This is a genomic window from Frigoribacterium sp. RIT-PI-h (assembly GCF_001297205.1).
Classification (GTDB): domain Bacteria; phylum Actinomycetota; class Actinomycetes; order Actinomycetales; family Microbacteriaceae; genus Frigoribacterium.
Map to the genome: position 1 here is coordinate 31,792 of NZ_LHOZ01000092.1, position 23,037 is coordinate 54,828.

General features: G+C 70.0%; 25 protein-coding genes. 22 read left to right on the forward strand and 3 right to left on the reverse strand.

The genetic code is table 11. The annotated features are described in order from the left end of the window. Nucleotide 1 precedes the first annotated feature (1 nt). Both miaA and dapF read left to right on the forward strand, forming a co-directional pair. Nucleotides 2-913 (forward strand): tRNA (adenosine(37)-N6)-dimethylallyltransferase MiaA, encoded by a 912-nt coding sequence (gene miaA / locus AEQ27_RS14115; protein ID WP_054147242.1) that lies wholly within the window; start codon nucleotides 2-4, stop codon nucleotides 911-913. Continuing rightward, nucleotides 910-1,788 carry a diaminopimelate epimerase gene (dapF, locus tag AEQ27_RS14120; protein ID WP_054147243.1) on the forward strand — a complete coding sequence of 293 codons (879 nt, stop codon included), beginning with the start codon at nucleotides 910-912 and terminating at the stop codon, nucleotides 1,786-1,788. Before miaA ends, dapF begins: the two co-directional genes overlap by 4 nt. A 41-nt stretch (nucleotides 1,789-1,829) precedes the next feature. Here the strand turns inward: dapF and AEQ27_RS14125 are convergent, their stop codons facing one another. Beyond that, nucleotides 1,830-2,450, reverse strand: coding sequence for a class I SAM-dependent methyltransferase (locus AEQ27_RS14125; RefSeq protein WP_054147244.1), 621 nt, complete (start codon nucleotides 2,448-2,450; stop codon nucleotides 1,830-1,832). Nucleotides 2,451-2,526: 76 nt separating this feature from the next. Between AEQ27_RS14125 and hflX the strand changes: the two genes are divergently transcribed. Then, nucleotides 2,527-4,074: a GTPase HflX gene (gene hflX / locus AEQ27_RS14130; RefSeq protein ID WP_054147245.1), complete on the forward strand. Its 1,548-nt coding sequence runs from the start codon at nucleotides 2,527-2,529 to the stop codon at nucleotides 4,072-4,074. Between the two features lie 99 nt (nucleotides 4,075-4,173). Here the strand turns inward: hflX and lexA are convergent, their stop codons facing one another. Then, nucleotides 4,174-4,887 carry a transcriptional repressor LexA gene (lexA, locus tag AEQ27_RS14135; RefSeq protein ID WP_054147246.1) on the reverse strand — a complete coding sequence of 238 codons (714 nt, stop codon included), beginning with the start codon at nucleotides 4,885-4,887 and terminating at the stop codon, nucleotides 4,174-4,176. 272 nt (nucleotides 4,888-5,159) lie between these two features. Between lexA and AEQ27_RS14140 the strand changes: the two genes are divergently transcribed. The 6 genes from AEQ27_RS14140 to AEQ27_RS14165 all read left to right on the forward strand — a co-directional run bounded on the left by AEQ27_RS14140 (nucleotide 5,160) and on the right by AEQ27_RS14165 (nucleotide 9,593). Then, nucleotides 5,160-5,528, forward strand: a complete 369-nt coding sequence (locus AEQ27_RS14140; RefSeq protein WP_054147247.1) for a LysM peptidoglycan-binding domain-containing protein — start codon at nucleotides 5,160-5,162, stop codon at nucleotides 5,526-5,528. 104 nt (nucleotides 5,529-5,632) lie between these two features. Next, nucleotides 5,633-6,718: a histidinol-phosphate transaminase gene (locus AEQ27_RS14145; protein WP_054147248.1), complete on the forward strand. Its 1,086-nt coding sequence runs from the start codon at nucleotides 5,633-5,635 to the stop codon at nucleotides 6,716-6,718. Between the two features lie 5 nt (nucleotides 6,719-6,723). Then, nucleotides 6,724-7,341 (forward strand): imidazoleglycerol-phosphate dehydratase HisB, encoded by a 618-nt coding sequence (gene hisB, locus AEQ27_RS14150; protein ID WP_054147270.1) that lies wholly within the window; start codon nucleotides 6,724-6,726, stop codon nucleotides 7,339-7,341. Next, nucleotides 7,338-7,976, forward strand: a complete 639-nt coding sequence (gene hisH / locus AEQ27_RS14155) for an imidazole glycerol phosphate synthase subunit HisH (RefSeq protein WP_054147249.1) — start codon at nucleotides 7,338-7,340, stop codon at nucleotides 7,974-7,976. The genes hisB and hisH overlap by 4 nt, the downstream gene beginning before the upstream one ends. A gap of 67 nt (nucleotides 7,977-8,043) precedes the next feature. After that, on the forward strand, nucleotides 8,044-8,790 hold the full coding sequence (priA, locus tag AEQ27_RS14160) for a bifunctional 1-(5-phosphoribosyl)-5-((5-phosphoribosylamino)methylideneamino)imidazole-4-carboxamide isomerase/phosphoribosylanthranilate isomerase PriA (protein ID WP_054147250.1): 747 nt from the start codon (nucleotides 8,044-8,046) through the stop codon (nucleotides 8,788-8,790). Next, nucleotides 8,790-9,593, forward strand: coding sequence for an SseB family protein (locus AEQ27_RS14165; protein WP_054147251.1), 804 nt, complete (start codon nucleotides 8,790-8,792; stop codon nucleotides 9,591-9,593). Before priA ends, AEQ27_RS14165 begins: the two co-directional genes overlap by 1 nt. A 96-nt stretch (nucleotides 9,594-9,689) precedes the next feature. Here the strand turns inward: AEQ27_RS14165 and AEQ27_RS14170 are convergent, their stop codons facing one another. After that, entirely contained in the window at nucleotides 9,690-10,022 is a 333-nt protein-coding gene (locus tag AEQ27_RS14170) for a DUF1844 domain-containing protein (RefSeq protein WP_054147271.1), read from the reverse strand. 399 nt (nucleotides 10,023-10,421) lie between these two features. On the opposite strand from AEQ27_RS14170, the gene infC reads away from it, so the two are divergent. The 13 genes from infC to argB all read left to right on the forward strand — a co-directional run bounded on the left by infC (nucleotide 10,422) and on the right by argB (nucleotide 23,037). Next, the gene (gene infC / locus AEQ27_RS14175) at nucleotides 10,422-11,051 is read left to right on the forward strand and encodes a translation initiation factor IF-3 (protein WP_082383600.1); all 630 of its coding nucleotides are present in this window, start codon (nucleotides 10,422-10,424) and stop codon (nucleotides 11,049-11,051) included. A gap of 3 nt (nucleotides 11,052-11,054) precedes the next feature. Further along, nucleotides 11,055-11,249, forward strand: coding sequence for a 50S ribosomal protein L35 (rpmI, locus tag AEQ27_RS14180; protein ID WP_043596704.1), 195 nt, complete (start codon nucleotides 11,055-11,057; stop codon nucleotides 11,247-11,249). Between the two features lie 30 nt (nucleotides 11,250-11,279). Continuing rightward, entirely contained in the window at nucleotides 11,280-11,666 is a 387-nt protein-coding gene (gene rplT, locus AEQ27_RS14185; RefSeq protein ID WP_043596706.1) for a 50S ribosomal protein L20, read from the forward strand. 125 nt (nucleotides 11,667-11,791) lie between these two features. Beyond that, nucleotides 11,792-12,592 carry an RNA methyltransferase gene (locus AEQ27_RS14190; protein WP_054147272.1) on the forward strand — a complete coding sequence of 267 codons (801 nt, stop codon included), beginning with the start codon at nucleotides 11,792-11,794 and terminating at the stop codon, nucleotides 12,590-12,592. A 129-nt stretch (nucleotides 12,593-12,721) separates the two neighbouring features. Beyond that, complete coding sequence (locus AEQ27_RS14195) at nucleotides 12,722-13,459, forward strand: amino acid ABC transporter ATP-binding protein (RefSeq protein ID WP_054147253.1); 738 nt, start codon at nucleotides 12,722-12,724, stop codon at nucleotides 13,457-13,459. A 102-nt stretch (nucleotides 13,460-13,561) separates the two neighbouring features. Next, nucleotides 13,562-14,425: a glutamate ABC transporter substrate-binding protein gene (locus AEQ27_RS14200; protein ID WP_054147254.1), complete on the forward strand. Its 864-nt coding sequence runs from the start codon at nucleotides 13,562-13,564 to the stop codon at nucleotides 14,423-14,425. Nucleotides 14,426-14,500: 75 nt separating this feature from the next. Then, the gene (locus tag AEQ27_RS14205) at nucleotides 14,501-15,169 is read left to right on the forward strand and encodes an amino acid ABC transporter permease (RefSeq protein WP_054147255.1); all 669 of its coding nucleotides are present in this window, start codon (nucleotides 14,501-14,503) and stop codon (nucleotides 15,167-15,169) included. Then, nucleotides 15,166-16,083 carry an amino acid ABC transporter permease gene (locus AEQ27_RS14210; protein WP_054147256.1) on the forward strand — a complete coding sequence of 306 codons (918 nt, stop codon included), beginning with the start codon at nucleotides 15,166-15,168 and terminating at the stop codon, nucleotides 16,081-16,083. Before AEQ27_RS14205 ends, AEQ27_RS14210 begins: the two co-directional genes overlap by 4 nt. Before the next feature lie 94 nt (nucleotides 16,084-16,177). Beyond that, nucleotides 16,178-17,218, forward strand: coding sequence for a phenylalanine--tRNA ligase subunit alpha (gene pheS, locus AEQ27_RS14215; RefSeq protein ID WP_054147257.1), 1,041 nt, complete (start codon nucleotides 16,178-16,180; stop codon nucleotides 17,216-17,218). Beyond that, nucleotides 17,218-19,728, forward strand: a complete 2,511-nt coding sequence (gene pheT / locus AEQ27_RS14220; protein ID WP_054147258.1) for a phenylalanine--tRNA ligase subunit beta — start codon at nucleotides 17,218-17,220, stop codon at nucleotides 19,726-19,728. Before pheS ends, pheT begins: the two co-directional genes overlap by 1 nt. Before the next feature lie 59 nt (nucleotides 19,729-19,787). Beyond that, nucleotides 19,788-20,837: an N-acetyl-gamma-glutamyl-phosphate reductase gene (argC, locus tag AEQ27_RS14225; RefSeq protein ID WP_054147259.1), complete on the forward strand. Its 1,050-nt coding sequence runs from the start codon at nucleotides 19,788-19,790 to the stop codon at nucleotides 20,835-20,837. Then, nucleotides 20,834-21,991, forward strand: a complete 1,158-nt coding sequence (gene argJ / locus AEQ27_RS14230) for a bifunctional glutamate N-acetyltransferase/amino-acid acetyltransferase ArgJ (protein ID WP_054147260.1) — start codon at nucleotides 20,834-20,836, stop codon at nucleotides 21,989-21,991. Before argC ends, argJ begins: the two co-directional genes overlap by 4 nt. Next, nucleotides 21,991-23,037, forward strand: a complete 1,047-nt coding sequence (argB, locus tag AEQ27_RS14235) for an acetylglutamate kinase (RefSeq protein WP_082383599.1) — start codon at nucleotides 21,991-21,993, stop codon at nucleotides 23,035-23,037. The genes argJ and argB overlap by 1 nt, the downstream gene beginning before the upstream one ends.

Sequence of the window (23,037 nt, forward strand, 5' to 3'; positions counted from 1 at the left end):
CGTGTTGGTCGCGATCGTCGGGGCGACCGGCACGGGCAAGTCGGCGTTCTCGCTCGACCTCGCCGAGGCCCTGGCCGCTCGGGGCGAAGCCGTCGAGATCGTCAACGCGGACGCCATGCAGCTCTACCGCGGAATGGACGTCGGCACGGCGAAACTGCCGGCCGCCGAACGACGAGGCATCCCGCACCACCTCCTCGACGTCCTCGACGTCACCGACGAGGCGAGCGTCGAGTGGTACCAGCGCGAGGCTCGGGCTCTGATCGACGGCATCGTGGCCCGCGGGGCGGTGGCCGTCCTCGTCGGCGGGTCCGGGCTCTACATCTCGAGCGTGTTGTTCGACTTCCGGTTCCCCGGCACCGACCCCGTGATCCGTCGACGGTACGAGGTGATCGCCGACGAGCGGGGACCCGGGGCCCTGTACGACCTGTTGAACGAGCGCGATCCGGCGTCGGCCGCCTCGATCGGTCGTTCCAACTCTCGGCGTCTCGTCCGGGCGCTCGAGGTCGGCGACCTCACCGGGCGCCCGCTCTCGGGAACCCTGCCCGAGAAGTCGTCGCCGTGGCGCCCGTCGAGCGTCTTCGGTGTCGCGGAAGAACGCCCCGTGCTCGTCGAACGTCTCGACCGACGCGTCGACCAGATGTGGCGAGACGGTCTCGTCGACGAGGTGCGGGGTCTGCTTCCTCTCGGGCTCGAGCGGGGGGTCACCGCGGGCCGGGCGATCGGCTACGCGCAGGCCGTCGCCCAGATCCGGGGGGAACTCGCCGAGGCCGAGGCGATCGAGGCCACGGCGGCCCTCACCCGTCGGTACGCCCGCCGTCAGGCGAGCTGGTTCCGGCGGTACGACGACGTCGAGTGGTCTCGCTCGGGCGACGCCCAGGCCGTCGACCGGGCCGTGGCTAGACTCCTCGGGTGACCACCACGCTGCAGTTCACCAAGGGGCAGGGCACCGGAAACGACTTCGTCTTGTTCACCGATCCCGACGCAGGCACCGACCTGACGCCCGCCATGATCCGGGCCCTGGCCGACCGGCGGTTCGGGGGGGGCGGCGCCGGGGGCCTCCCTGCCGGCCGTACGGCGGCGCTCCCCACCGCGGCGGACCTGCGCGAGGCCGAGCCACGCGCCGAATGGTTCATGGACTACCACAACGCCGACGGCAGTCCGGCCGAGATGTGTGGCAACGGCATCCGCGTCTTCGCGCGCTACCTCCTCGAGCGGGGGCTGGTCCAGCTGGGCGAGGACGACGTGCTCGTCGTCGGTACGCGGGCCGGCGCACGTGAGGTCCGTCGCGACGGCACGGGTTTCCGCGTCGACCTGGGCCCCTGGCGACTCGGCGACGACGACCCGGTCGTGCGGGCGCGCGAGCTGCACGCCGCCCGTCCGGGCCTTCCGATCTCGGTCGGCAACCCCCACGTGGTGGTGGCCCTCGCCGGTGACGACGAACTGGACGGCCTCGACCTGACGTACGTGCCGATCATCGACCCGGCCCCGGTCGGCGGGGCGAACGTCGAGTTCGTGGTTCCCGCCGATCCGCTCGTGGTCGACGGGCTGGGGCGCATCCGCATGCGGGTCCACGAACGCGGTAGCGGCGAGACGCTCTCCTGTGGCACCGGTGCGGCAGCGGCGGCCCTGGCCACGCGGTACTGGGCAGGCGCCTCGGCGCCCGAGGGCTGGTTGGTCGAGGTTCCCGGCGGGGGCGTGGGCGTCTCGATCAGCCACCACGACGACGGCGAGCACGTCTCGCTCAGCGGGCCGGCCGAACTCGTCTTCACCGGCGCACTCGCCCTCTGAGGCCGACCGGGCCGACATCGAGGCCTGCGGAGGGCGTCCGCTCAGTCGGCGTCGGCGAGGCGCGCGGCGCGCAAGATCCGGTATCCCTTGCTGGTGGAGGCGCGGGTCACGTCCACGACGTCGGCCATGGTCTCGTTCATCCAGCGCTGCAGGGAGTCGGCCCCCAGGTTCTTCTGCACGACCAGCCAGGCGTCCGATCCCACGGCGAGTCGGGGGAGCCACCGTTCGAGCAAGGAGTGCAGCTCGGCTTTGCCGACCCGGATCGGCGGATTCGACCAGATGGTCGCGAAGCGCAGGTCGGCGGGGACATCGTCGGGGGTCACGGCGTTGACGTTCTCGAGGCCGATCGACCGTGCGTTCGCGCGCACGAGGTCGAGCACTCTCTCGTTCACGTCGACGGCCCAGACCGTCGCGTCGGGTGACGACAACGCGAGGCTCAGTGTGATGGGCCCCCATCCGCACCCTACGTCCAGCAGATGGCCCGCCCTCGGCGGCGTCGGCGTGCCCGCCAGCAGGACCGAGGTGCCCGGGTCGACGCGGCCCGGGCTGAACACTCCCGCGGCCGTGGTCACCGTCAACTCACGGCCCGCCAGGACGACGTCGATCGTCCTGGGCTTGGCCGCGCTGCCGGGCTGGGGTGAGAAGTAGTGCTCGCTGGCCATGCTCGCCAACCTACCGAACATCCGCAGGGGCATCGTTCCCTGCTCTCCGGACACCGAAAGGGTTAGTATCACCCCGATGACAGACCACACCACGACACCGTTCGACTCCGAGCGGAACGACCAGCCCGACGACGTCGTCGCGCGCGTCCTCGATCGTGCGGCCCAGAGGGCCTCCGGCTACACCGTCTTCTCGCCGGCCCAGGCCATCCAGACCCGCTCGCTCCACGACGACGGTGGCTCCGACGGTGACCAGTCGGAGCGCGACGACCGGCAGGCCCTCCGCCGCGTCGCGGGCCTCTCGACCGAACTGCAGGACGTCACCGAGGTCGAGTACCGCCAACTGCGCCTCGAGAACGTGGTCCTCATCGGCGTGTACTCGCAGGGGTCGATGTCCGACGCAGAGAACTCCCTGCGTGAGCTCGCCGCCCTGGCCGAGACGGCGGGCGCCGTCGTCCTCGACGGGCTGCTGCAGCGACGATCGAATCCCGACCCGAGCACCTACCTGGGCAAGGGCAAAGCCGAAGAGCTGCGGGGAACGGTCGCAGCGCTCGGTGCCGACACCGTCATCGCCGACACCGAACTGGCCCCCAGCCAGCGGCGCGCCCTCGAAGACGTGGTCAAGGTGAAGGTCATCGACCGCACCGCCGTGATCCTCGACATCTTCAGTCAGCACGCCAAGAGCCGCGAGGGCAAGGCGCAGGTCGAACTGGCCCAGCTCGAGTACCTCCTGCCGCGCCTCCGCGGATGGGGCGAGTCGATGTCGCGCCAGGCCGGTGGTCAAGTCGGAGGCGCGGGTGCCGGGATGGGCAGCCGCGGGCCCGGTGAGACCAAGATCGAGCTCGACCGGCGTCGCATCCACACCCGCATGGCCCGGCTTCGCAAGCAGATCAAAGAGATGAAGCCCGCACGCGATGCCAAGCGGGCCAACCGCGACCGCAACGAAGTACCCACGGTCGCCATCGCGGGCTACACCAACGCGGGCAAGTCCAGCCTGCTCAACCGGCTCACCAGCGCGGGCGTCCTCGTCGAGAACGCGCTGTTCGCCACCCTCGACGCGACGGTCCGCAAGAGCGTGACGGCGGATGGTCGTCCCTTCACGTACGCGGACACCGTCGGTTTCGTGCGCAACCTGCCTCACCAGCTGGTCGAGGCGTTCCGGTCGACGCTCGAAGAGGTCGAGGCGTCCGACGTGATCGTGCACGTCGTCGACGGATCGCACCCCGACCCTGCCGCCCAGCTCGCCACCGTACGTGACGTCATCGCCGAGGTCGACGGTCGTGACATCGCCGAGATCGTCGTCTTCAACAAGAGCGACCTCGTCGACGACGACCAGCGTCTCGTCCTGCTCGGGCTCGAACCGACGGCGGTCTTCGTCTCGGCTCGGACGGGTGAAGGCATCGACGAACTGCTCGACCGCATCGCGGCCGTGTTGCCCGAACCCGAGATCGAACTCGACCTGCTGGTGCCGTACGACCGTGGCGACGTGGTCTCGCATCTGCACGATTCCGGGCGCATCGTCAGCACCGACTACGAAGAAGAGGGAACCCGGGTCCACGCCCGGGTCTACCCGAGTGACGTTGCCGGCCTCACACCCTATGTCGCACCCGTGGGTGTCGGCCGCTGACGCCGAGCCCCGGATCGACACACGGCGAAGCGCCGACCACCTCGAGGTGATCGGCGCTTCGTCGTGTGCCGGGAGGCGCGGGAGCCGCTGGCGCGCCCGTCAGACCGACCGCAGGACGGCGACGACCTTGCCGACGATCTGTGCGTGGTCGCCGACGATGGGCTCGAATGCGCTGTTGCGGGGGAGCAGCCAGGTGTGGCCGTCTCGCTGGCGGAACACCTTGACGGTCGCCTCGTCGTCGAGCATCGCCGCGACGATGTCACCGTTCTCGGCGTCCTGCTGCTGCCGTACGACGACCCAGTCCCCGTCGCAGATGGCCGCGTCGATCATCGAGTCGCCGACCACCCGCAACATGAACAGTTCGCCCTTGCCGACGAGTTGACGCGGCAGGGGCATCACGTCCTCGATCTGCTGCTCGGCCGTGATGGGGATGCCGGCGGCGATCCGCCCGACCATGGGGACGTGAGCCGTGTCGCCGTCGTCACTCGTCGTGAAGACGGTGGCCGGGGGAGCCGCCGGCGCCGTCGCGTCCACGAGGACCTCGAGGGCTCGGGGTCGGTTCGGGTCACGGCGGATCTTGCCGGCGAGTTCGAGCTGGTTGAGCTGGTGCGTGACGCTCGACAGGGACTTGAGGCCGACGGCGTCGCCGATCTCGCGCATGCTCGGCGGGTACCCGCGGTGACCGATGCTCTCGGTGATCGCGGCGAGGATCGACGCTTGCTTCGCGGTCAACTCCTTGCGGGGGAGGACGCCGGGATCGAGCTGACGGGGGGCGTCGGGGGCCGCCTGCGGGGTGCGCTTCGGGTCGCTCATGGGTCTCCTGCCGTCGATGTCGGTGGTCCCTGTTTGACTCCTACCACCGATCGAAACCGTATCCGATCAGGCGGTGTCGACAAAACACATGTTCGAGTGTGTCGCGTTTTCGCTGTCCGATCCGGAACGATTCCGACCTGGATTACCCACCACAGGGGTTGAAAGCGTCAGTGATCGAATGTATGTTCGGAACACGTCTTCGTGTCCGGCATTCCCGGCCGAGTGCCGGGCACGAACTCGTCCCCTGTCTTCCACGGTGAAAGGACCACCTCATGAGCGTCACCTCAGCATCAGCAGTTGCGTCCCCCGTCGACCCGACCCGAGTCGTGCGCACGCGTCTGCGCATCACCCGGCGGGGCCGCGCGGTCGTCGCCGCGCTCGTGGCGGTGCCGCTCGTCGTCGTGGCAGGCGCGCTCGTCCTCAACGGAGGCGGCGCGGTGGCGTCTGACACGACTGGTCGCACCGAGTTCCAGCACGTGACCGTCGACGGTGGCGAGACGCTCTGGCAGGTCGCGTCAGAGATCGACCCCGACGCCGATCCCCGCGACGTCATCGCCGAGCTCGTCTCGCTCAACAACCTCCCGAGCGCCGAGGTCTCCGCCGGCCAGAGCCTCGCGGTTCCCGCTCAGTACGCTCGCTGAAGCGTCGTCGTCGCCGACGAGGTGGGCGGTCCGGCCCTCAGGCATCGTGTCTCCACGATGGCGACCGAGCCGACACCCGGTCGGCCCACCCGTACGATGGTGGGGTGTCCTTCAGTCTCGACGACCTGCCCATCCGTGACGATCTCCGGGGACTGACGCCGTACGGTGCTCCCCAGAAGAAGGTCCCGGTCGCTCTCAACGTCAACGAGAACACGCATCCCATTCCCGAAGACGTCGCTCGCGACATCGTGGAGTCGGTGGCTCGGGCGGTCCTCGACGTCAACCGGTACCCCGACCGCGAGTTCACGACGTTGCGTGACTCGCTGGCGGCTTACCTCGGTCACGGTCTCACCCGAGACAACATCTGGGCGGCCAACGGCTCCAACGAGGTCATCCAGCAGCTCCTCCAGGCCTTCGGCGGCCCGGGCCGCTCCGTCCTGGGGTTTCCTCCCACCTACTCGATGCACTCGATCATCGCCACGGGCACCGGCAGTCGATGGGTCGAGGGTCGCCGTGACGAGGGGTTCCGCATCTCACCCGAGACCGCGGTCTCCGAGATCGAACGCACCCGTCCCGACATCGTCTTCTTCTGCGGACCGAACAACCCCACGGGCACCCCCCTCGATCTCGCCACGATCGAGGCTGCCTATGACGCCACGGACGGCATCGTCTTCGTCGACGAGGCCTACGCCGAGTTCATGCCCGCCGATCAGCCGACGGCACTGACCCTGCTGGCGGGCCGTGAACGGCTGGTCGTGTCCCGCACGATGAGCAAGGCGTTCGCGTTCGCCGGTGCCCGGGTCGGCTCCCTGGCCGCGCACCCGGCCGCGGCCGACGCACTGCGTCTCGTGCGCCTCCCGTACCACCTCTCGTCCCTGACGCAGGCGGCGGCCGTCGCAGCGCTCTCGCACGCGAGCGAGATGCTCGCCATGGTCGACGACATCAAGGCCCAGCGTGACCGCATCGTGCACGAGCTGACCGAGCTCGGGTATGAGCCGTGGCCCACCTGGTCGAACTTCGTCCTCTTCGGCGGGGTCGACGACCCGACCGACGTCTTCGAGCGCCTGCTCGAGCGGGGTGTCATCGTCCGCAACCTCGGCATCCCCAACCACTTGAGGGTCAGCGCGGGCACCGAGGCCGAGACCACCGCGTTCCTCGAGGCGCTCCGCGACATTAGGCTCTCTTCGTGACCGACGTGACCGAGACGACCAGTGCCGCCCGTACCGCCTCCCTGTCGCGTGAGACGAGCGAGTCGAGCATCACGCTCGCCCTCGACCTCGACGGTTCGGGCCGATCGACGATCAACTCGTCGGTGCCGTTCTTCGACCACCTGCTGACGGCGCTCTCGAAGCACTCGTTGATCGACCTCGACGTCGCGGCGACGGGCGACACCCACATCGACGTGCACCACACGGTCGAAGACATCGGCATCACCTTCGGCACCGCGCTCAAGCAGGCGCTGGGCGACAAGTCCGGCATCTCGCGCTACGGCGACGCGCTCGTCCCGCTCGACGAGGCCCTCGTGCAGGCGGTCGTCGACGTGTCGGGGCGTCCGTACCTCGTGCACACGGGTGAGCCCGAGGGCTTCGAGTACCACCTCATCGGCGGGCACTTCACCGGCTCCATGGTCCGTCACGTCTTCGAGGCCATCACCTTCCACGCCGGCATCACCGTGCACGTCCGCGTGCTGGGCGGGCGCGATCCGCACCACATCGCCGAGGCCGAGTTCAAGGCGTTCGCCCGGGCGCTCCGTCAGGCCGTCCAGCCCGACCCGCGTGTCAGTGGCATCCCGTCGACGAAGGGTGCCCTGTGACGGGCGCCCGTCCCTCCGTCGTCGTCCTCGACTACGGCAGCGGCAACGTCCACTCGGCTGTCAAGGCACTCGAGCTCGCCGGCGCCGACGTCGAGCTGACCGCCGACCGTGCCCGGGTGCAGGCGGCCGACGGCCTCTTCGTCCCCGGTGTCGGCGCGTTCGCGGCCGTCATGAGCCAGCTCGAGTCCGTGCGTGGTGGCGAGCTCATCGACCGGCGGCTGGCCGGTGGGCGTCCGGTCATGGGCATCTGCGTCGGCATGCAGGTCTTCTTCGAGGGCGGCGTCGAACGCGGCAACAGCACCGGTGGCCTCGGGGCGTGGCCCGGCGTGGTCGACGAGCTGAAGGCCGACGTCCTGCCGCACATGGGCTGGAACACCGTCGACGTGCCCGAAGGCAGCGTGCTGTTCGACGGCGTGGCCGACGAGCGGTTCTACTTCGTCCACTCGTACGCCGCGCAAGAGTGGTCGCTCGACGTGATCCGTCCCTTCACCGAGCCGCACGTGACCTGGGCCGAACACGGTGGCCGCTTCGTGGCCGCCGTCGAGAACGGCCCGCTCTGGGCGACGCAGTTCCACCCCGAGAAGTCGGGGCAGCCGGGCATCCGGTTGCTCTCGAACTGGCTCGGCACCCTCTGACCCCGACGCGACCGACCCGATCGCGCCTCCTGACCCTGCGGCGCCCCGGCGCCGCGAGAGAGACGACATGAGCGAGTTCTGCCCCCCCCCCGCCTTGACCCTGTTCCCCGCCGTCGACGTGGCGGGCGGTCAGGCCGTGCGCCTGACCCAGGGTGAGGCCGGCAGCGAGACGAACTACGGCGACCCGGTCTCGGCTGCCGACGACTGGGCGAGCCAGGGCGCCGAATGGCTGCACCTGGTCGACCTCGACGCCGCCTTCGGGCGAGGTGACAACCGTGCCGTGATCAAGAAGGTCATCAAGCAGGTCAAGGGCGTCAACGTCGAGCTCAGCGGTGGCATCCGCGACGACAAGTCCCTCGAGGACGCGCTGAGCACCGGCGTGAAGCGCATCAACTTGGGCACGGCGGCCCTCGAGAACCCCGAGTGGGCTGCCCACGTCATCGCCGAGTACGGCGAGGCGGTGGCCGTCGGGCTCGACGTCCGCGGGACGACGCTGGCGGCGCGCGGCTGGACCGAAGAGGGCGGCGACCTCTGGACGGTCCTCGCGCGGCTCGAAGAGGCCGGCTGCGCGCGGTACGTCGTCACCGACGTGACGAAGGACGGCACGCTCCAGGGGCCCAACGTCGACCTGCTGCGTCAGGTGATGGAACACACCGACCGTCCGGTGATCGCGTCGGGCGGCATCTCGAGCCTCGACGACCTCGCGGCCCTGCGCGAGCTCGTGCCCCAGGGGCTCGAGGGCGCCATCGTCGGCAAGGCGCTCTACTCGGGGGCGTTCACGCTCGCGGCTGCCCTCGACGTCGCGTCGAACTGATGACGACCGCGCCGGACGGACCGGGGCGCGCACCCGACGATCCCGGTCACGGCGCCGACAGTGCCGGACGGCCCTGGGCGGGGCGCACCTTCGACCATCACGACACGGCGCACGCGGGCGACGACGGGTCCGCCGACCCGAGGCTGCTCGACGCCCTCCTCGGATTCCGCGAGGGGCGGCTCGGCGAGAGCGAGGTCGTCGACGCCCTGCGACCGGCCCGCCTGCTCGTGCCGCTGGTCGCGGTGGCGGGTGACGAGGGTCTCGACGACCGCGGCCGCCGCGTCGACAAGACGCAGGAGCTCTCGATCGTCACGGTCTCGGGTCCGGACGGCCGCGACGTGTTGCCGGCCTTCACCTCGGTCGAGACCCTGACGCGCTGGCGGCCTGCGGCCCGACCGGTGCCGGTGGAGGCCCGGCGCGTGGCCCTCGCGGCCGCCTCGGAGTCGACCGACCGCATCGTGATCGACCCCGGATCGATCACCGAGTTCGGTCTGCGTCGTCCGGCCGTCTGGGCAGTCGCACAAGACCTCCCGTGGGTGCCCAGCCACCACGACGACGGCGTCCTGCGTGCGTTCCTCGACGCGTCACGCGACGAGGAGGCGCTGGTCAGCCTGGTCGTCGCGCCCGGTTATCGAGACGCCCGGCTCGGTGCCCCCGAGATCGTCGTCCAGCTGGGCGTGGTGCCCGGCCTCGACCGGGACGCCCTGCAGTCTCTGCTGCAGCGACTACAGGCCGCCTGGGCGGCCGACCCGGTGATCGTCGACCGGGTCGACAGCATGTCGGTCAAGGTCGTCCCGGGCTGAGGTGCCCGCCGCTCGAGAGGCCACGTCCTGCTCGAGGTGCCGCCGGCACTCGACACGCTGATGGGTCGACGGGGCCGGTGGAAGGCGACGTACCCGTCAGTTGACGGGGCCGGTGTACTTCTCGCCGGGGCCCTGACCGATGGCGTCGGGGATGGCCGACGCCTCGCGGAAGGCGAGTTGCAGCGACCGCAGACCGTCGCGCAGCGCGCGGGCGTGCTGGTCGCCGATCTCGGGTGCACTGGCGGTCACGAGCCCGGCGAGCGAGGTGATGAGCTTGCGGGCCTCGTCGAGGTCGGTCTGTCGCTGCGGGTCGTCGGCCAGGCCCACCTTCACCGCGGCTGCGCTCATCAGGTGGACGCAGACCGTGTTGATCACCTCGACCGCGTTGACGTCGGCGATGTCGCGCGCGGCGTCGTCACCGAACCGCAGGTCGTCCTCGAACCGCGCCGTCGCGGGGGAGGTGTCGGGCGACGTGGCCGGTGCCGGATCGCCGAAGCGGGCGTCGGGAATGGGTGCGTCGTCGGGGGAGTGGCTCACGAACTGATCCTCTGCTAAACTCGTCCAGGCTCGGAGCGTCTGCTCCGTGCGAAAGTGGAGATTCTCCCACCCGCGCTTGACCGTTAGACAAGGTTACCGGGTTGTTGGCACCCCGTTCGATCAGCACCACCGTTCCGCCTCGCTCCTCGTCAGAGGAGCTCAGCAGACAGCGATCGAGCAGCCAGGGTGCAGTGTGACGTGTTCCTAGAGGGCGCCCACACGGAACTCCTCTTTCTCTGGCGAGGCCGTCCGGTCCCGCCAGATGCAGAAGAAACGACAGAGGAGTTCCGCATCAGCGATCCCCGTACGAACGACCGTATCCGCGTCCCCGAGGTCCGCCTCGTCGGGCCCGCAGGTGAGCAGATCGGCGTCGTTCCCATCGCCATGGCCCTGCGTCTCGCCGCAGAGGCCGAGCTCGACCTGGTCGAGGTGGCCCCCAACTCGAAGCCTCCCGTGGCCAAGATCATGGATCACGGAAAGTTCAAGTACGAGGCTGCGCAGAAGGCGAAAGAAGCCCGTCGCAACCAGGCGAACACGATCCTCAAAGAGGTCCGTTTCCGCCTGAAGATCGACAAGCACGACTACGAGACCAAGCGCAAGCGCGCCGAGGGCTTCCTCCAGGGCGGCGACAAGGTCAAGGCCATGATCCTGTTCCGTGGCCGCGAGCAGTCGCGTCCCGACCAGGGTGTCCGCCTCCTCCAGCGCTTCGCCGAAGACGTCTCCGAATGGGGCAGCGTCGAGTCGACGCCCACCATCGACGGCCGCAACATGGTCATGGTCATCGGCCCGCACAAGAACAAGTCCGAGGCCAAGGCCGAGGCAGAAGCTCGCAAGGCGGCCAACAAGCCGCCGAAGCACCCGACGTCCGACGAGGTCCCGGCCGATGCACCGGCCGACCGACCGACAGAAGAAAGTAAGTAAGACATGCCCAAGCAGAAGACCCACTCCGGCGCCAAGAAGCGCTTCAAGGTCACCGGTTCCGGCAAGATCATGAAGCAGCAGGCCGGCATGCGCCACAACCTCGAGGTGAAGAGCGCCAAGCGCAAGGCTCGCCTGAACCAGGACCAGGTGCTCGCGCCCGCTGACGCCAAGGTCGCCAAGAAGCTTCTCGGTCACTGACCGCTGACACGAACGTAGAGGAACAAGAAAATGGCAAGAGTCAAGAGAGCGGTCAACGCCGCCAAGAAGCGTCGCGTCATCCTCGAGCGCGCCGAGGGTTACCGCGGTCAGCGTTCGCGCCTGTACCGCAAGGCCAAAGAGCAGGTCACGCACTCGCTCGTCTACTCGTACCGTGACCGTCGTGCCCGCAAGGGCGAGTTCCGCCGCCTGTGGATCCAGCGCATCAACGCCGCGTCGCGTGCGAACGGCCTGACCTACAACCGCCTCATCCAGGGTCTGTCCCTGGCCGGCGTCGAGGTCGACCGTCGCATCCTGGCCGAGCTGGCCGTCAACGAGCCCGCCACGTTCGCGTCGCTCGTCGCCACCGCCAAGGCCGCGCTGCCCGCCGACACCTCGGCCCCCAAGGTCGCCGCGTAGTCGCATCCGCACCACCCTCGAGGCCCGACGGCCCGACATCCACACCGGTGTCGCCGTCGGGTCTCCTGCGTCTGCGGCAGGCGTCCGTCCTCGTGCGGCATCATGGACGGGTGCCCCACGACTCCCTGCTCGACAACCCCCGTTCACCCCGAGTCCGGGCGGTGGCCAAGCTCTCCAAGCGCGACGCCCGCACCGAGACCCGCACGTTCCTGCTCGAGGGGCCGCAGTCGGTCGGTGAGGCGCTGGCCTTCCGGCCCGAGCTGATCGTCGAACTCTTCGGCACCCCGACCGCGCTCGAGCGCTACCCCGAGGTGGCGGCCGCCGCCGACGCGGAGGGCATCGACGTCCAGTTCGTCACCGAACCGGTGCTCGAGGCCATGGCCGACACGGTGACGCCGCAGGGCATCGTCGCCGTCTGCCGGCAGTTCCCCACGTCGGTGAAGGACGTCTTCGCTGCCGAGCCGAAGCTCATCGTGATCCTCGAAGAGGTCCGCGACCCCGGCAACGCGGGCACCATCATCCGGGCCGCGGACGCCGCGGGCGCCGACGCGGTCATCATGACCGGCCGCAGCGTGGACCTCTACAACCCCAAGGTCGTGCGGTCCACGACGGGTTCGCTGTTCCACGTGCCGGTCGCCGTGGGCGTCGAGTTGCCGGCGATCGTCGACCGGTGCCGTGAGGTCGGCCTGCAGGTGCTCGCCGCAGACGTCAAGGGCGACGACCTGCTCGCCGCCCGCACCGAGGGCCTGCTCGCCGAGCCGACGGCCTGGCTGTTCGGCAACGAGGCCCGAGGCCTCACCGACGTGGACCTCGCGCGTGCCGACCGCGCTCTGGTGGTGCCCATCTACGGTCACGCCGAATCGATGAACCTCGCGACGGCGGCCTCGGTGTGCCTCTACGAGAGTGCCTTCGCCCACCGCAGCTAGCGCCTCCTCGCCCACCAGGAGGCGCGGGTCGGGTCCCACGGGTATGTCGCGTTCGAACACGTCGTTTCGTTTTCATTAAGAATCGACTGTGAATTTGACCCCGACCTGGGGGTCTGTTTGTGTGGGCGCATGGAACCCCTCGTCGTGGTCGACCACGTCAACAAGCACTTCGGTGACCTGCACGTCCTCAAGGACATCACGACGACGGTGGGCAAGGGCGAGGTGGTCGTCGTGATCGGCCCGAGCGGTTCGGGCAAGTCGACCCTCTGCCGGGCGATCAACCGCCTCGAGACCATCGACGACGGCGTCATCACGATCGACGGCACGCGTCTGCCCGAAGAGGGTGCGGCGCTCGCCCGTCTGCGTGCCGACGTCGGCATGGTGTTCCAGAGCTTCAACCTGTTCTCGCACAAGACGATCCTCGAGAACGTCATGCTGGGTCAGCTCAAGGTGCGCAAGCGCAGCAAGGCCGAGGCGCGGGAGCGGGCGATGCAGCTGCTCGAGCGCGTCGGCGTCGCGAACCAGGCCGACAAGATGCCGTCGCAGCTCTCGGGTGGGCAGCAGCAGCGCGTCGCGATCGCCCGGGCGCTGGCGATGGACCCCAAGGTGATGCTCCTCGACGAGCCCACCAGCGCGCTCGACCCCGAGATGATCACCGAGGTCCTCGACGTCATGGTGCAGCTCGCGAAGGACGGCATGACGATGATCGTCGTCACCCACGAGATGGGGTTCGCCCGCAAGGCCGCCGACCGTGTCGTCTTCATGGCCGACGGTCAGATCGTCGAAGAAGCGACGCCCGAGCAGTTCTTCACGAACCCGCAGTCGACCCGCGCCCAGGACTTCCTCGCCAAGATCCTGACGCACTGAGCGGGCGCGGCCGAGTCCGCGACCCGCGCCCGGCACCCTGACCGCCGGCCCACGACACCCGATCGCCGCCCGGCGTCCGGGTCACCCAGCAAGGAGATCAGAATGCGACTCAGCAAGGGATTCGTCGCCGTAGCCGCAGCAGCCGCCGTGGTCCTCGGCCTCTCGGCCTGCACCGACTCGTCGGCCCCGGCCGTCGACGTCGAGACGCCGGCCGACTTCGCCGAAGGCAGCACCATGGCCCGCCTCGCCGACGCCGGTGAGATCACCATCGGCACCAAGTTCGACCAGCCGTTGTTCGGCCTGGCCAACCCCGACGGCGTGCCCGAGGGCTTCGACGCCGAGATCGGCAAGCTCGTCGCCGCGAAGCTCGGCATCGAGGCCGACAAGATCACGTGGGTCGAGACCGTCTCGGCCAACCGCGAGCCGTTCATCCAGAACGGCCAGGTCGACCTCGTCATCGCGACCTACACGATCAACGACGATCGCAAGAAGGTCGTCTCGTTCGCCGGTCCGTACTACACGGCAGGTCAAGACCTGCTCGTGCTCGACGGCAACCCCGAGGGCATCGAGTCCGCCGACGACCTGGCCGGCAAGAAGGTCTGCACCGTCAGCGGCTCGACCAGCGAGAAGAACGTGGCCGAGTACACGACCGACATCCTCGCCACCGACACGTACTCGAACTGCCTCGAGCCCCTCCGCACCGGTGCGGTCTCGGCCGTGACGACCGACAACGTCATCCTGGCCGGCCTCGCCGACCAGAACGAGGGCGAGTTCGAGGTCGTGGGCGAGCCCTTCACCGAAGAGCCCTACGGCATCGGCCTGGCCCTCGACGACACCGACTTCCGCATGTTCGTCAACGACACGTTGCAGGACGCCGAGGACGACGGCACCTGGGACGAGCTGTGGGAGAAGACCGCGGGCAAGGTGCTCGACACCCCGACGCCGCCCACGATCGACCGCTACTGACACCGCGCGGGCACCCGGGGCGACCAGCCCCGGGTGCCCGTGTCCTGCCCCGACCGAAGGACCCCGTTGAACCCCTTGGACGTCATCCCCGGCTTCGACGCCGTGACCGACAACTGGCCCCGCTTCTGGGGCGGCTTCGTCACGACGCTGCAGCTGCTCGTTCTGTCAAGCCTCGGGGCCCTCGTGATCGGCTTCTTCGTGGCCGCCCTGCGCATCTCGCCTGTGGCCTCGTTCCGCACGTTCGCGACGGTGTACACCGAGGCGCTGCGCAACATCCCGCTCACACTCGTGCTCTTCTTCTGCGCCTTCGTCCTGCCGTACCTCGGCGTCGACTTCGGCACGTACTTCCCGTTGGCCGTCATCGGGCTGACGGCCTACACCTCGCCGTTCGTGGCCGAGGCCATCCGGTCGGGCATCAACGGCGTCCCGGTCGGGCAGGCCGAGGCGGCACGGAGCATCGGGCTCGGCTTCGGCCAGACGCTCGGCCACGTGATCCTCCCTCAGGCCATGCGCATGGTCGTCCCGCCGCTGATCAACGTCTTCATCGCCCTCACCAAGAACACCTCGGTGGCGGGTGGGTTCTTCGTCGCCGAGCTCTTCGCCGCCGGGCGCTACATCGCCAACGACCGCGGTGACGCCGTCATCACGACGCTGCTCGCCGTCGCGTTCTTCTACCTGGTCGTCACCATCACGCTCGGCCGTCTCGCGGCCGTGGTCGAGAAGAAGGTCGCAGTCCTCCGATGAGCACCTCCGTCCTCTACGACGCCCCGGGGCCGAAGGCCCGCCGCACGTCGCGGATCATCTCGGTGGTCGGCGTCGTGCTCGTCCTGGCCCTGATCGCCTACCTCGTGTACCTCCTCGGTCGGCCTCGCATCAGCGCGAACGGTGCCGAGACACCTGGCGTCTTCGACTCTTCCCGCTGGGACATCCTGCAAGACCTCGCCCTGTGGCGCGCCATCGGCCGCGGCTGGCTCGGGACGGTCCAGGCCGCAGCCCTCGCGTCGGTCCTCGCCGTCGTGATCGGCATCCTGTTCTCGTTCCTCCGCACGGCTCGCTCGGCGTTCGTCCGCGTGCCCACGACGATCGTCCTCGAGTTCTTCCGGGGCATGCCCGTCCTGCTGATGATGCTGTTCATCCTGCTGGTCTTCTCGACCGGCGCGTTCTGGGCCGTCGTCGCCGCCCTGGCGGTCTACAACGGTGCGCTCATCGGCGAGGCCCTGAGGGCGGGCATCGCCTCGTTGCCCAAAGGACAGCGCGAGGCAGGGCTGGCGATCGGGCTCACGCCGATCCGCACGCGGTTCGCGATCGAGTTCCCCCAGGCGTTCCGTCAGATGCTGCCGATCATCCTGGCGCAGCTCGTCGTCCTGCTGAAGGACACGTCACTCGGCTACATCGTGGGCTACCTCGAACTCACCCGAGTCGGTCTCAACCAGCTCGGGTCGTACTACGGAAGCCGCTACACCTTCACCCTCTTCGCCGTCGTGCTCGTCGTCTACCTCGCGACGAACCTCCTGCTCTCGTGGGTCGTCCGCGTCGTCGACCGACGCACGGGTCGGCGAGCGGTCGTCGCCAAGCGCCGTGGTACCCCGAAGGACCCGGGCATGGCCGGTCGCGGCGGTCGCTTCGAGTCCGACCACGTGTCGGGCCGCGCGACCTGACCCGGTCCGTCCTCTCGTCCCCGGCCCGCGCCTCCTCGTCGACCTCGACCAGGAGGCGCGGGTCGCCTCCCAACGATCGCTAAGCTTGGTTCTCGTGTCAGACTCCGTCCCCCTCTCCGAAGACGCCGTCGCGTCGGCGGTCGACGCCGCTCTCGCGGCGATCGCCACGGCCGCCACCGTCGCCGAGCTCAAGACCGCCCGTGCGCAGCACGTCGGCGAGGCGTCGGTGCTGGCCCGCCTGAACGCCGGTCTGCGCGACCTGCCGAACGACCAGAAGGCCGCGGCGGGCAAGCTCGTCGGCCAGGCCCGGGGTCGCGTCGGCCAAGCCGTCGCCACGCGCGAGGCAGAGCTGGCCGTGATCGAAGAGGCCGCCCGGCTCGAGGCCGAGACCGTCGACGTCACGGCCCTGCCGTCGCGTCGTCGCGCCGGGGCCCGCCACCCCCTGACGCTGCTGCAAGAGCGGATGGCCGACCTGTTCGTCGGCATGGGGTGGGAGGTCAACGAGGGCCCCGAGCTCGAGCACGAGTGGTTCAACTTCGACGCCCTGAACTTCGACGCCGACCACCCGGCGCGCGCCATGCAGGACACGTTCTTCGTCGACCCCGTCGACCGCCACCTGGTTCTGCGCACGCACACGTCGCCGGTGCAGATCCGCACGCTGCTGTCGAAAGAGCTCCCGGTCTACAACGTCGCTGTCGGCCGCGTGTTCCGCACGGACGAGCTCGACGCCACGCACACGCCCGTGTTCACCCAGCTCGAGGGCATCGCCGTCGACGAGGGCCTGACGATGGCGCACCTGCGCGGCACGCTCGAGCACCTCGCGCGCTCGATGTTCGGCGCCGAGGCGCAGATCCGCCTGCGTCCCAACTACTTCCCCTTCACCGAGCCCAGTGCCGAGATGGACGTCTGGCAGCCGAACGCCAAGGGAGGCGCGCGGTGGGTCGAGTGGGGCGGCTGCGGCATGGTCAACCCGAACGTGCTGCGCGCGGCGGGCATCGACCCCGACCGCTACCAGGGCTTCGCCTTCGGCATGGGCATCGAGCGCACGCTGCAGTTCCGCAACGACCTCAACGACATGCGCGACATGGTCGAGGGCGACGTCAGGTTCAGCGAGCAGTTCGGGATGGTGGTCTGATGCGGGTTCCGCTGAGTTGGCTCGGTGAGTTCGTCGAGCTGCCGGGCGACGTGTCGCTCGAGAGCGTCCACGCCGCCCTCGTGTCGGTCGGTTTCGAAGAAGAAGACGTGCATGTCGGTGACGTGACCGGGCCCCTCGTGGTCGGTCAGGTGCTCGACTTCACGCCCGAGCCGCAGAAGAACGGCAAGACGATCAACTGGTGCCAGGTCGCCGTGGGTCCGAACGCGGCCACCGACCCGGACGACGTCCGCGGCATCGTCTGCGGCGCCCACAACTTCGTCGTCGGCGACAAGGTCGTCGTGTCCCTACCCGGTGCCGTGCTGCCCGGGCCGTTCCCGATCGCTGCTCGCAAGACCTACGGGCACGTCTCGGACGGCATGATCGCCTCGACCCGCGAGCTCGGCCTCGGTGACGAGCACGACGGCATCCTCGTCCTCTCGTCGCTGGGTCTCGACCCCGAGGTCGGCACCGACGCGATCGCGCTGTTGGGTCTCGACGAGGCGGCGGTCGAGATCAACGTCACGCCCGACCGGGGCTATGCCTTCAGCATCCGGGGGGTGGCCCGCGAGTACTCGCACGCCACCGGGGCGACCTTCCGCGACCCCGCGTCGCTCGTCTCGCCGACCCCGTGCTCGGGCTTCTCGGTCGTCGTGGACGACCAGGCGCCCGTGCGCGACCGTGTCGGCGTCCAGACCTTCACTACCAAGGTGGTCCGCGGCATCGACGCGACCCGTCCCACCCCTCCGTGGCTCGCGTCGCGCTTGAGGCTGGCAGGGGTCCGCAGCATCTCGCTGCCGGTCGACGTCACCAACTACGTCATGTTCGAGCTCGGCCAACCGATCCACGGCTACGACCTCGACAAGGTGAGCGGCGGCCTCTCGGTCCGCCGGGCGGCTCCGGGTGAGCGCCTCGAGACCCTCGACGGCCAGGTCCGCGACCTGCACGCCGAGGACCTCGTGATCGCCGACGAGTCGGGTGCCGTCGGCCTGGCGGGCGTCATGGGCGGCGCCTCGACCGAGATCGGTGCGACCACGACCGACGTCCTCGTCGAGGCCGCGACCTTCGACCCCATCTCGATCGCGCGGACCGCCCGCCGTCACAAGCTGCCGAGCGAGGCGTCCAAGCGCTTCGAGCGCGGTGTCGACCCGCAGGTGGCCGAAGCGGCCGCCCAGCGCGTGGTCGACCTGCTCGTCGAGCTCGCCGGTGGCACGGCCGACACGTTCGGGTCACGGTGGGACGCATCCACCCCTCCCGACACGATCACCTTGCCGGCGGACCGCGCTGCGCGCCTCATGGGCGTCGACTACACCGACGACGAGGTCTCCGGTGCTCTCACGGCCATCGGGGCGAGCGTCGAGCGGTCCGGTCACGACTGGCTCGTGACCCCGCCGACCTGGCGCAGCGATCTGGTCGACTCCGCGTCGCTCGTCGAAGAGGTCGCCCGCATCACGGGTTACGACCGCATCCCCTCGGTGCTGCCCGTCGCCCCGGCCGGTCGCGGGCTGTCGCGTGAGCAGCAGCTGCGCCGGCAGGTGTCGAACGGGCTCGCCGCGGCCGGCTCCACCGAGGTCGCCGCGTATCCGTTCGTCTCGTCGGCCCAGAACGCCGCCTTCGGCTCGGCCGACGGCACCTCGTTGCCCGCCGTCCGACTCGCGAACCCCCTCGACTCGGCAGCGCCCGAGTTGCGCCGGTCATTGGTGCCGGGCCTGCTCGAGGTCGCCCGCCGCAACCTCGGTCGTGGTCTCGTCGACCTCTCGGTCTTCGAGGTGGGCACGGTCTTCCTGCCTGCCGAAGGCGTCACCTACGGCAGTGACGACGTCCCCTTCGGGGCCGCCCGCCCCGACGACGCGACGCTGGTCGCCCTCGCCGAGGCCCTGCCGCCCCAGCCACGACACCTGGGTCTGCTCTCGGTCGGCACGATCGTCGACCGCGCCCCGGGGCAATCCGCCGTGCCGGCGTCCCTCGCCGACGTGCTCGACGCCGTGCGCGTCGCCGCGTCCGCCGTCGCCGCCGAAGTCACCTTCCGTCAGGCCCGTCACGTGTCGCTGCACCCCGGCCGCACGGCCGAGGTGCTCGTCGGTGACGAGGTCGTGGGCGTCGCGGGCGAACTGCTGCCGAGCGTGGCAGCCGAGCTCGACCTGCCCCGGGTGGTCGCCGTGGCCGAACTCGATCTCGACCGTCTGATCGCCCTCGCCGTCGTCGAACCGGGCACCTCGGCCCTGTCGTCCTACCCCGCGGCCACGCAAGACCTCTCCCTCGTGGTGGGCGTCGACGTCCCTGCGGGTGACGTCCTCGCCACCGTGCGCGAGGGCGCGGGCGCCCTGCTCGAGACCGTCCGGCTGGTCGACGACTACCGAGGTGCCGGGTTGCCCGACGCGTCGAAGTCGCTCACCTTCGCCCTTCGTTTCCGGGCCGCCGACCGCACCCTCACCGCGGCCGAGGCCTCCGAGGCCAAGTCCGGCTCCGTCCGCCTGGCCGGCGAGCGATTCGGGGCGGCGCTCCGCGACTGACACTCGCCCGGCGCCGCCGCCCCTGATCCCAGGCCGCATTCGAACATTAGGGTGGACGCATGCCTTTCTCCGTTGCCGTTGCCGGCGCGAGTGGTTACGCCGGTGGTGAGCTCCTGCGCTTGCTGGCCGAGCATCCCGACTTCGAGGGGCAGACCGTCACCGCGTTCCAGAACGCCGGTCCGCCACCCCTCTCGGTGCAGCCGCACCTGCGCTCCCTGGCGCACCTGACCCTGGTCGAGACCACGCCCGAGGCCCTCGCGGGCCACGACGTCGTGTTCCTCGCGCTGCCCCACGGCAAGTCGGGGGCGATCACCGCCCAGCTGCCCGACGACACGCTCGTCGTCGACTGCGGTGCCGACCACCGATTGACCGACGAGTCCGCCTGGCAGGCGTTCTACGGTGGCGAGTTCTACGGAGCGTGGTCCTACGGACTGCCCGAGCTCGTCCTCGGCGACACCCCGGGCCGCCAGCGCGACGTCCTGGCAGGTGCCAAGCGCATCGCGGTTCCCGGCTGCAACGTCACCGCGGTCACCCTGGGCCTGGCACCCGGCGTGCAGGCGGGTGTCGTCGAGACCGCCGACATCGTGACCGTCCTGGCCGTGGGCCCGTCCGGGGCGGGCAAGGCGCTGAAGACGCATCTGCTGGCGAGCGAGCTCATGGGGTCGGCGTCGGCCTACGGCGTGGGCGGCAGTCACCGACACATCCCCGAGATCCGGCAGAACCTCCGCGTGGCCGGTGCCACCGAGGTGAACGTCTCGCTCACCCCGGTGCTCGTCCCGATGGCGCGCGGCATCCTCGCCACGACGACCGCTCGTCTCGCGCCGGGCGTCACCGCCCACGACGTGCGATCGGCCTGGCAGCAGGCCTATGCTAACGAGCCTTTCGTGCACCTCCTGCCCGACGGCGAGTTCCCCCGCACGGCCGACACGATCGGGGCCAACACCGCCCTGATCGGACTCGCCGTCGACGAGGCCGCAGACCGCGTCGTCGTGGTCACGGCCCTCGACAACCTCGTCAAGGGCACGGCCGGGGCCGCCGTCCAGTCCGCCAACATCGCCCTCGGCCTGCCCGAGACCACCGGCCTCGGCCAGAACGGAGTCGCCCCGTGAGCGTCACCGCAGCAGCCGGTTTCGAGGCCTCCGGCGTCGTCGCCGGCCTCAAGAGCTCGGGTGCGCCCGACGTCGCCCTGGTCGTCAACCGGGGTCGCAGCACGGCCGCGGCCGCCGTCTTCACCAGCAACCGGGCCAAGGCGAACCCCGTCCTGTGGTCGCAGCAGGTGGTCGCCGACGGTCGCGTGGACGCCGTCGTCCTCAATTCCGGAGGCGCGAACTGCTTCACAGGAGCCTTCGGCTTCCAGACGACCCACTCCACGGCCGAGACCGTGGCCGCCGCCCTCGAGCTGTCGGCGACGGACGTCCTCGTGTGCTCCACGGGCCTCATCGGAGTCGGCGACCAGATCTTCCGTGACAAGGTGCTCAGTGGCTCCACCGCGGCGGCCTCTGCCCTGTCGGCCGACGGCGGCCTCGACGCCGCCACGGCCATCATGACGACCGACACCAGACCCAAGCAGGCCGTGGTGGCGGTTGACGGCTGGGTGGTCGGCGGCATGGCGAAGGGCGCCGGCATGCTCGCTCCCGGCCTCGCCACGATGCTCGTGGTGCTCACGACGGACGCCGACGTCGACGCGTCGGGTCTCGACTCCGCGCTCCGCGAGGCGACCAGGGTCACCTTCGACCGTCTCGACTCGGACGGCTGCATGTCGACCAACGACACCGTCGTGTTGCTGGCCAGCGCCGAGTCCGGTGTCGCGCCTCCTGCCGACGTCTTCGCGGCGGCGGTCACGGCGCTCTGCGCCGACCTCGCCGAGCAGCTGCAGGCCGATGCCGAGGGCGCCTCGCACGACATCCGCATCGAGATCGTGGGGGCGGCGTCCGACGGCGACGCCGTCGAGGTGGGTCGTTCGATCGCGCGCAACAACCTGTTCAAAGCGGCCGTCTTCGGCAACGATCCCAACTGGGGTCGCGTGCTCGCGGCCATCGGCACCACGTCGGCCGAGTTCGACCCGTACGACGTCGACGTGACCATGAACGGGGTCCGCGTCTGCCACGCCGGGGCACCCGATCGGCCGAGCGACGAGGTCGACCTGACCCCGCGAGCGGTCCACGTGCTCGTCGACCTGAAGACGGGCCCGGCCGAGGCGACCATCCTGACGAACGACCTCACGCACGACTACGTGCACGAGAACAGCGCGTACTCCAGCTGATGGGCGTCCACACGAGCACCGGCGCCACGGCGGCCGACGAGCAAGAGCTGGCTGCGGTCAAGGCTTCGACGCTGATCGAGTCGCTGCCCTGGCTCAAGCGCTTCTCGGGCAAGGTCGTCGTCGTCAAGTTCGGCGGCAACGCCATGGTCGACGACGCCCTCAAACAGGCGTTCGCCGAGGACATGGTCTACCTGCGCTACGCCGGACTGCACCCGGTGGTCGTCCACGGTGGCGGCCCCCAGATCTCGGCCGCCCTCGACGCGGCCGGCATCGAGAGCGAGTTCCGGGGCGGCTACCGCTACACGTCGACCGAGGCGATCTCGGTCGTGCGTGACGTCCTGGCCGGCGAGGTCAACCGCGAGATCGTCGAGCTGATCAACGAGCACGGCGACCTGGCCCGCGGTGTCTCGGGCGAGGGCTCGACCTTGTTCGAGGGTCGCAAGCGCGGTGTGGTGGTCGACGGCGAGACCTTCGACCTGGGCCACGTGGGCGACGTGACCGGCGTCGACCCGTCGTCGGTGCTGGCCGAGATCGAGGCGGGGCGCATCCCCGTGGTGTCGTCCATCGCGACGAACACCATCGACCCCGAGCACGCCCTCAACGTCAACGCCGACGCCGCCGCGGGTGCGCTGGCGATCGCCCTCGGGGCGGCCAAGCTCGTCGTCCTGACCGACGTGGCGGGGCTTTACGCCGACTGGCCGAACCGCGACTCGCTCGTCGAGGCCATCACGGTCTCGGCCCTCACCGACATGCTCCCGACCCTCGAGTCGGGCATGATCCCCAAGATGCGCGCCTGCCTCGACTCGGTCGTGGGCGGCGTGGGCGGGGCGACCATCATCGACGGTCGCATCCCGCACTCGATCCTCCTCGAGGTGTTCACCCAGCGCGGGTCGGGCACCGAGGTGGTCCCCGACGACCGGGCGGCGTCGACCGGCGCCCCCGTCGTCACCTCGTTCGGCACCCCCGCCGGCGAGATCGTCACCACCGGGGGCACCGCCCCGGGTGGCCCTGCCGCGAGCGGCACCGACACGAAAGGACAGTCGTGA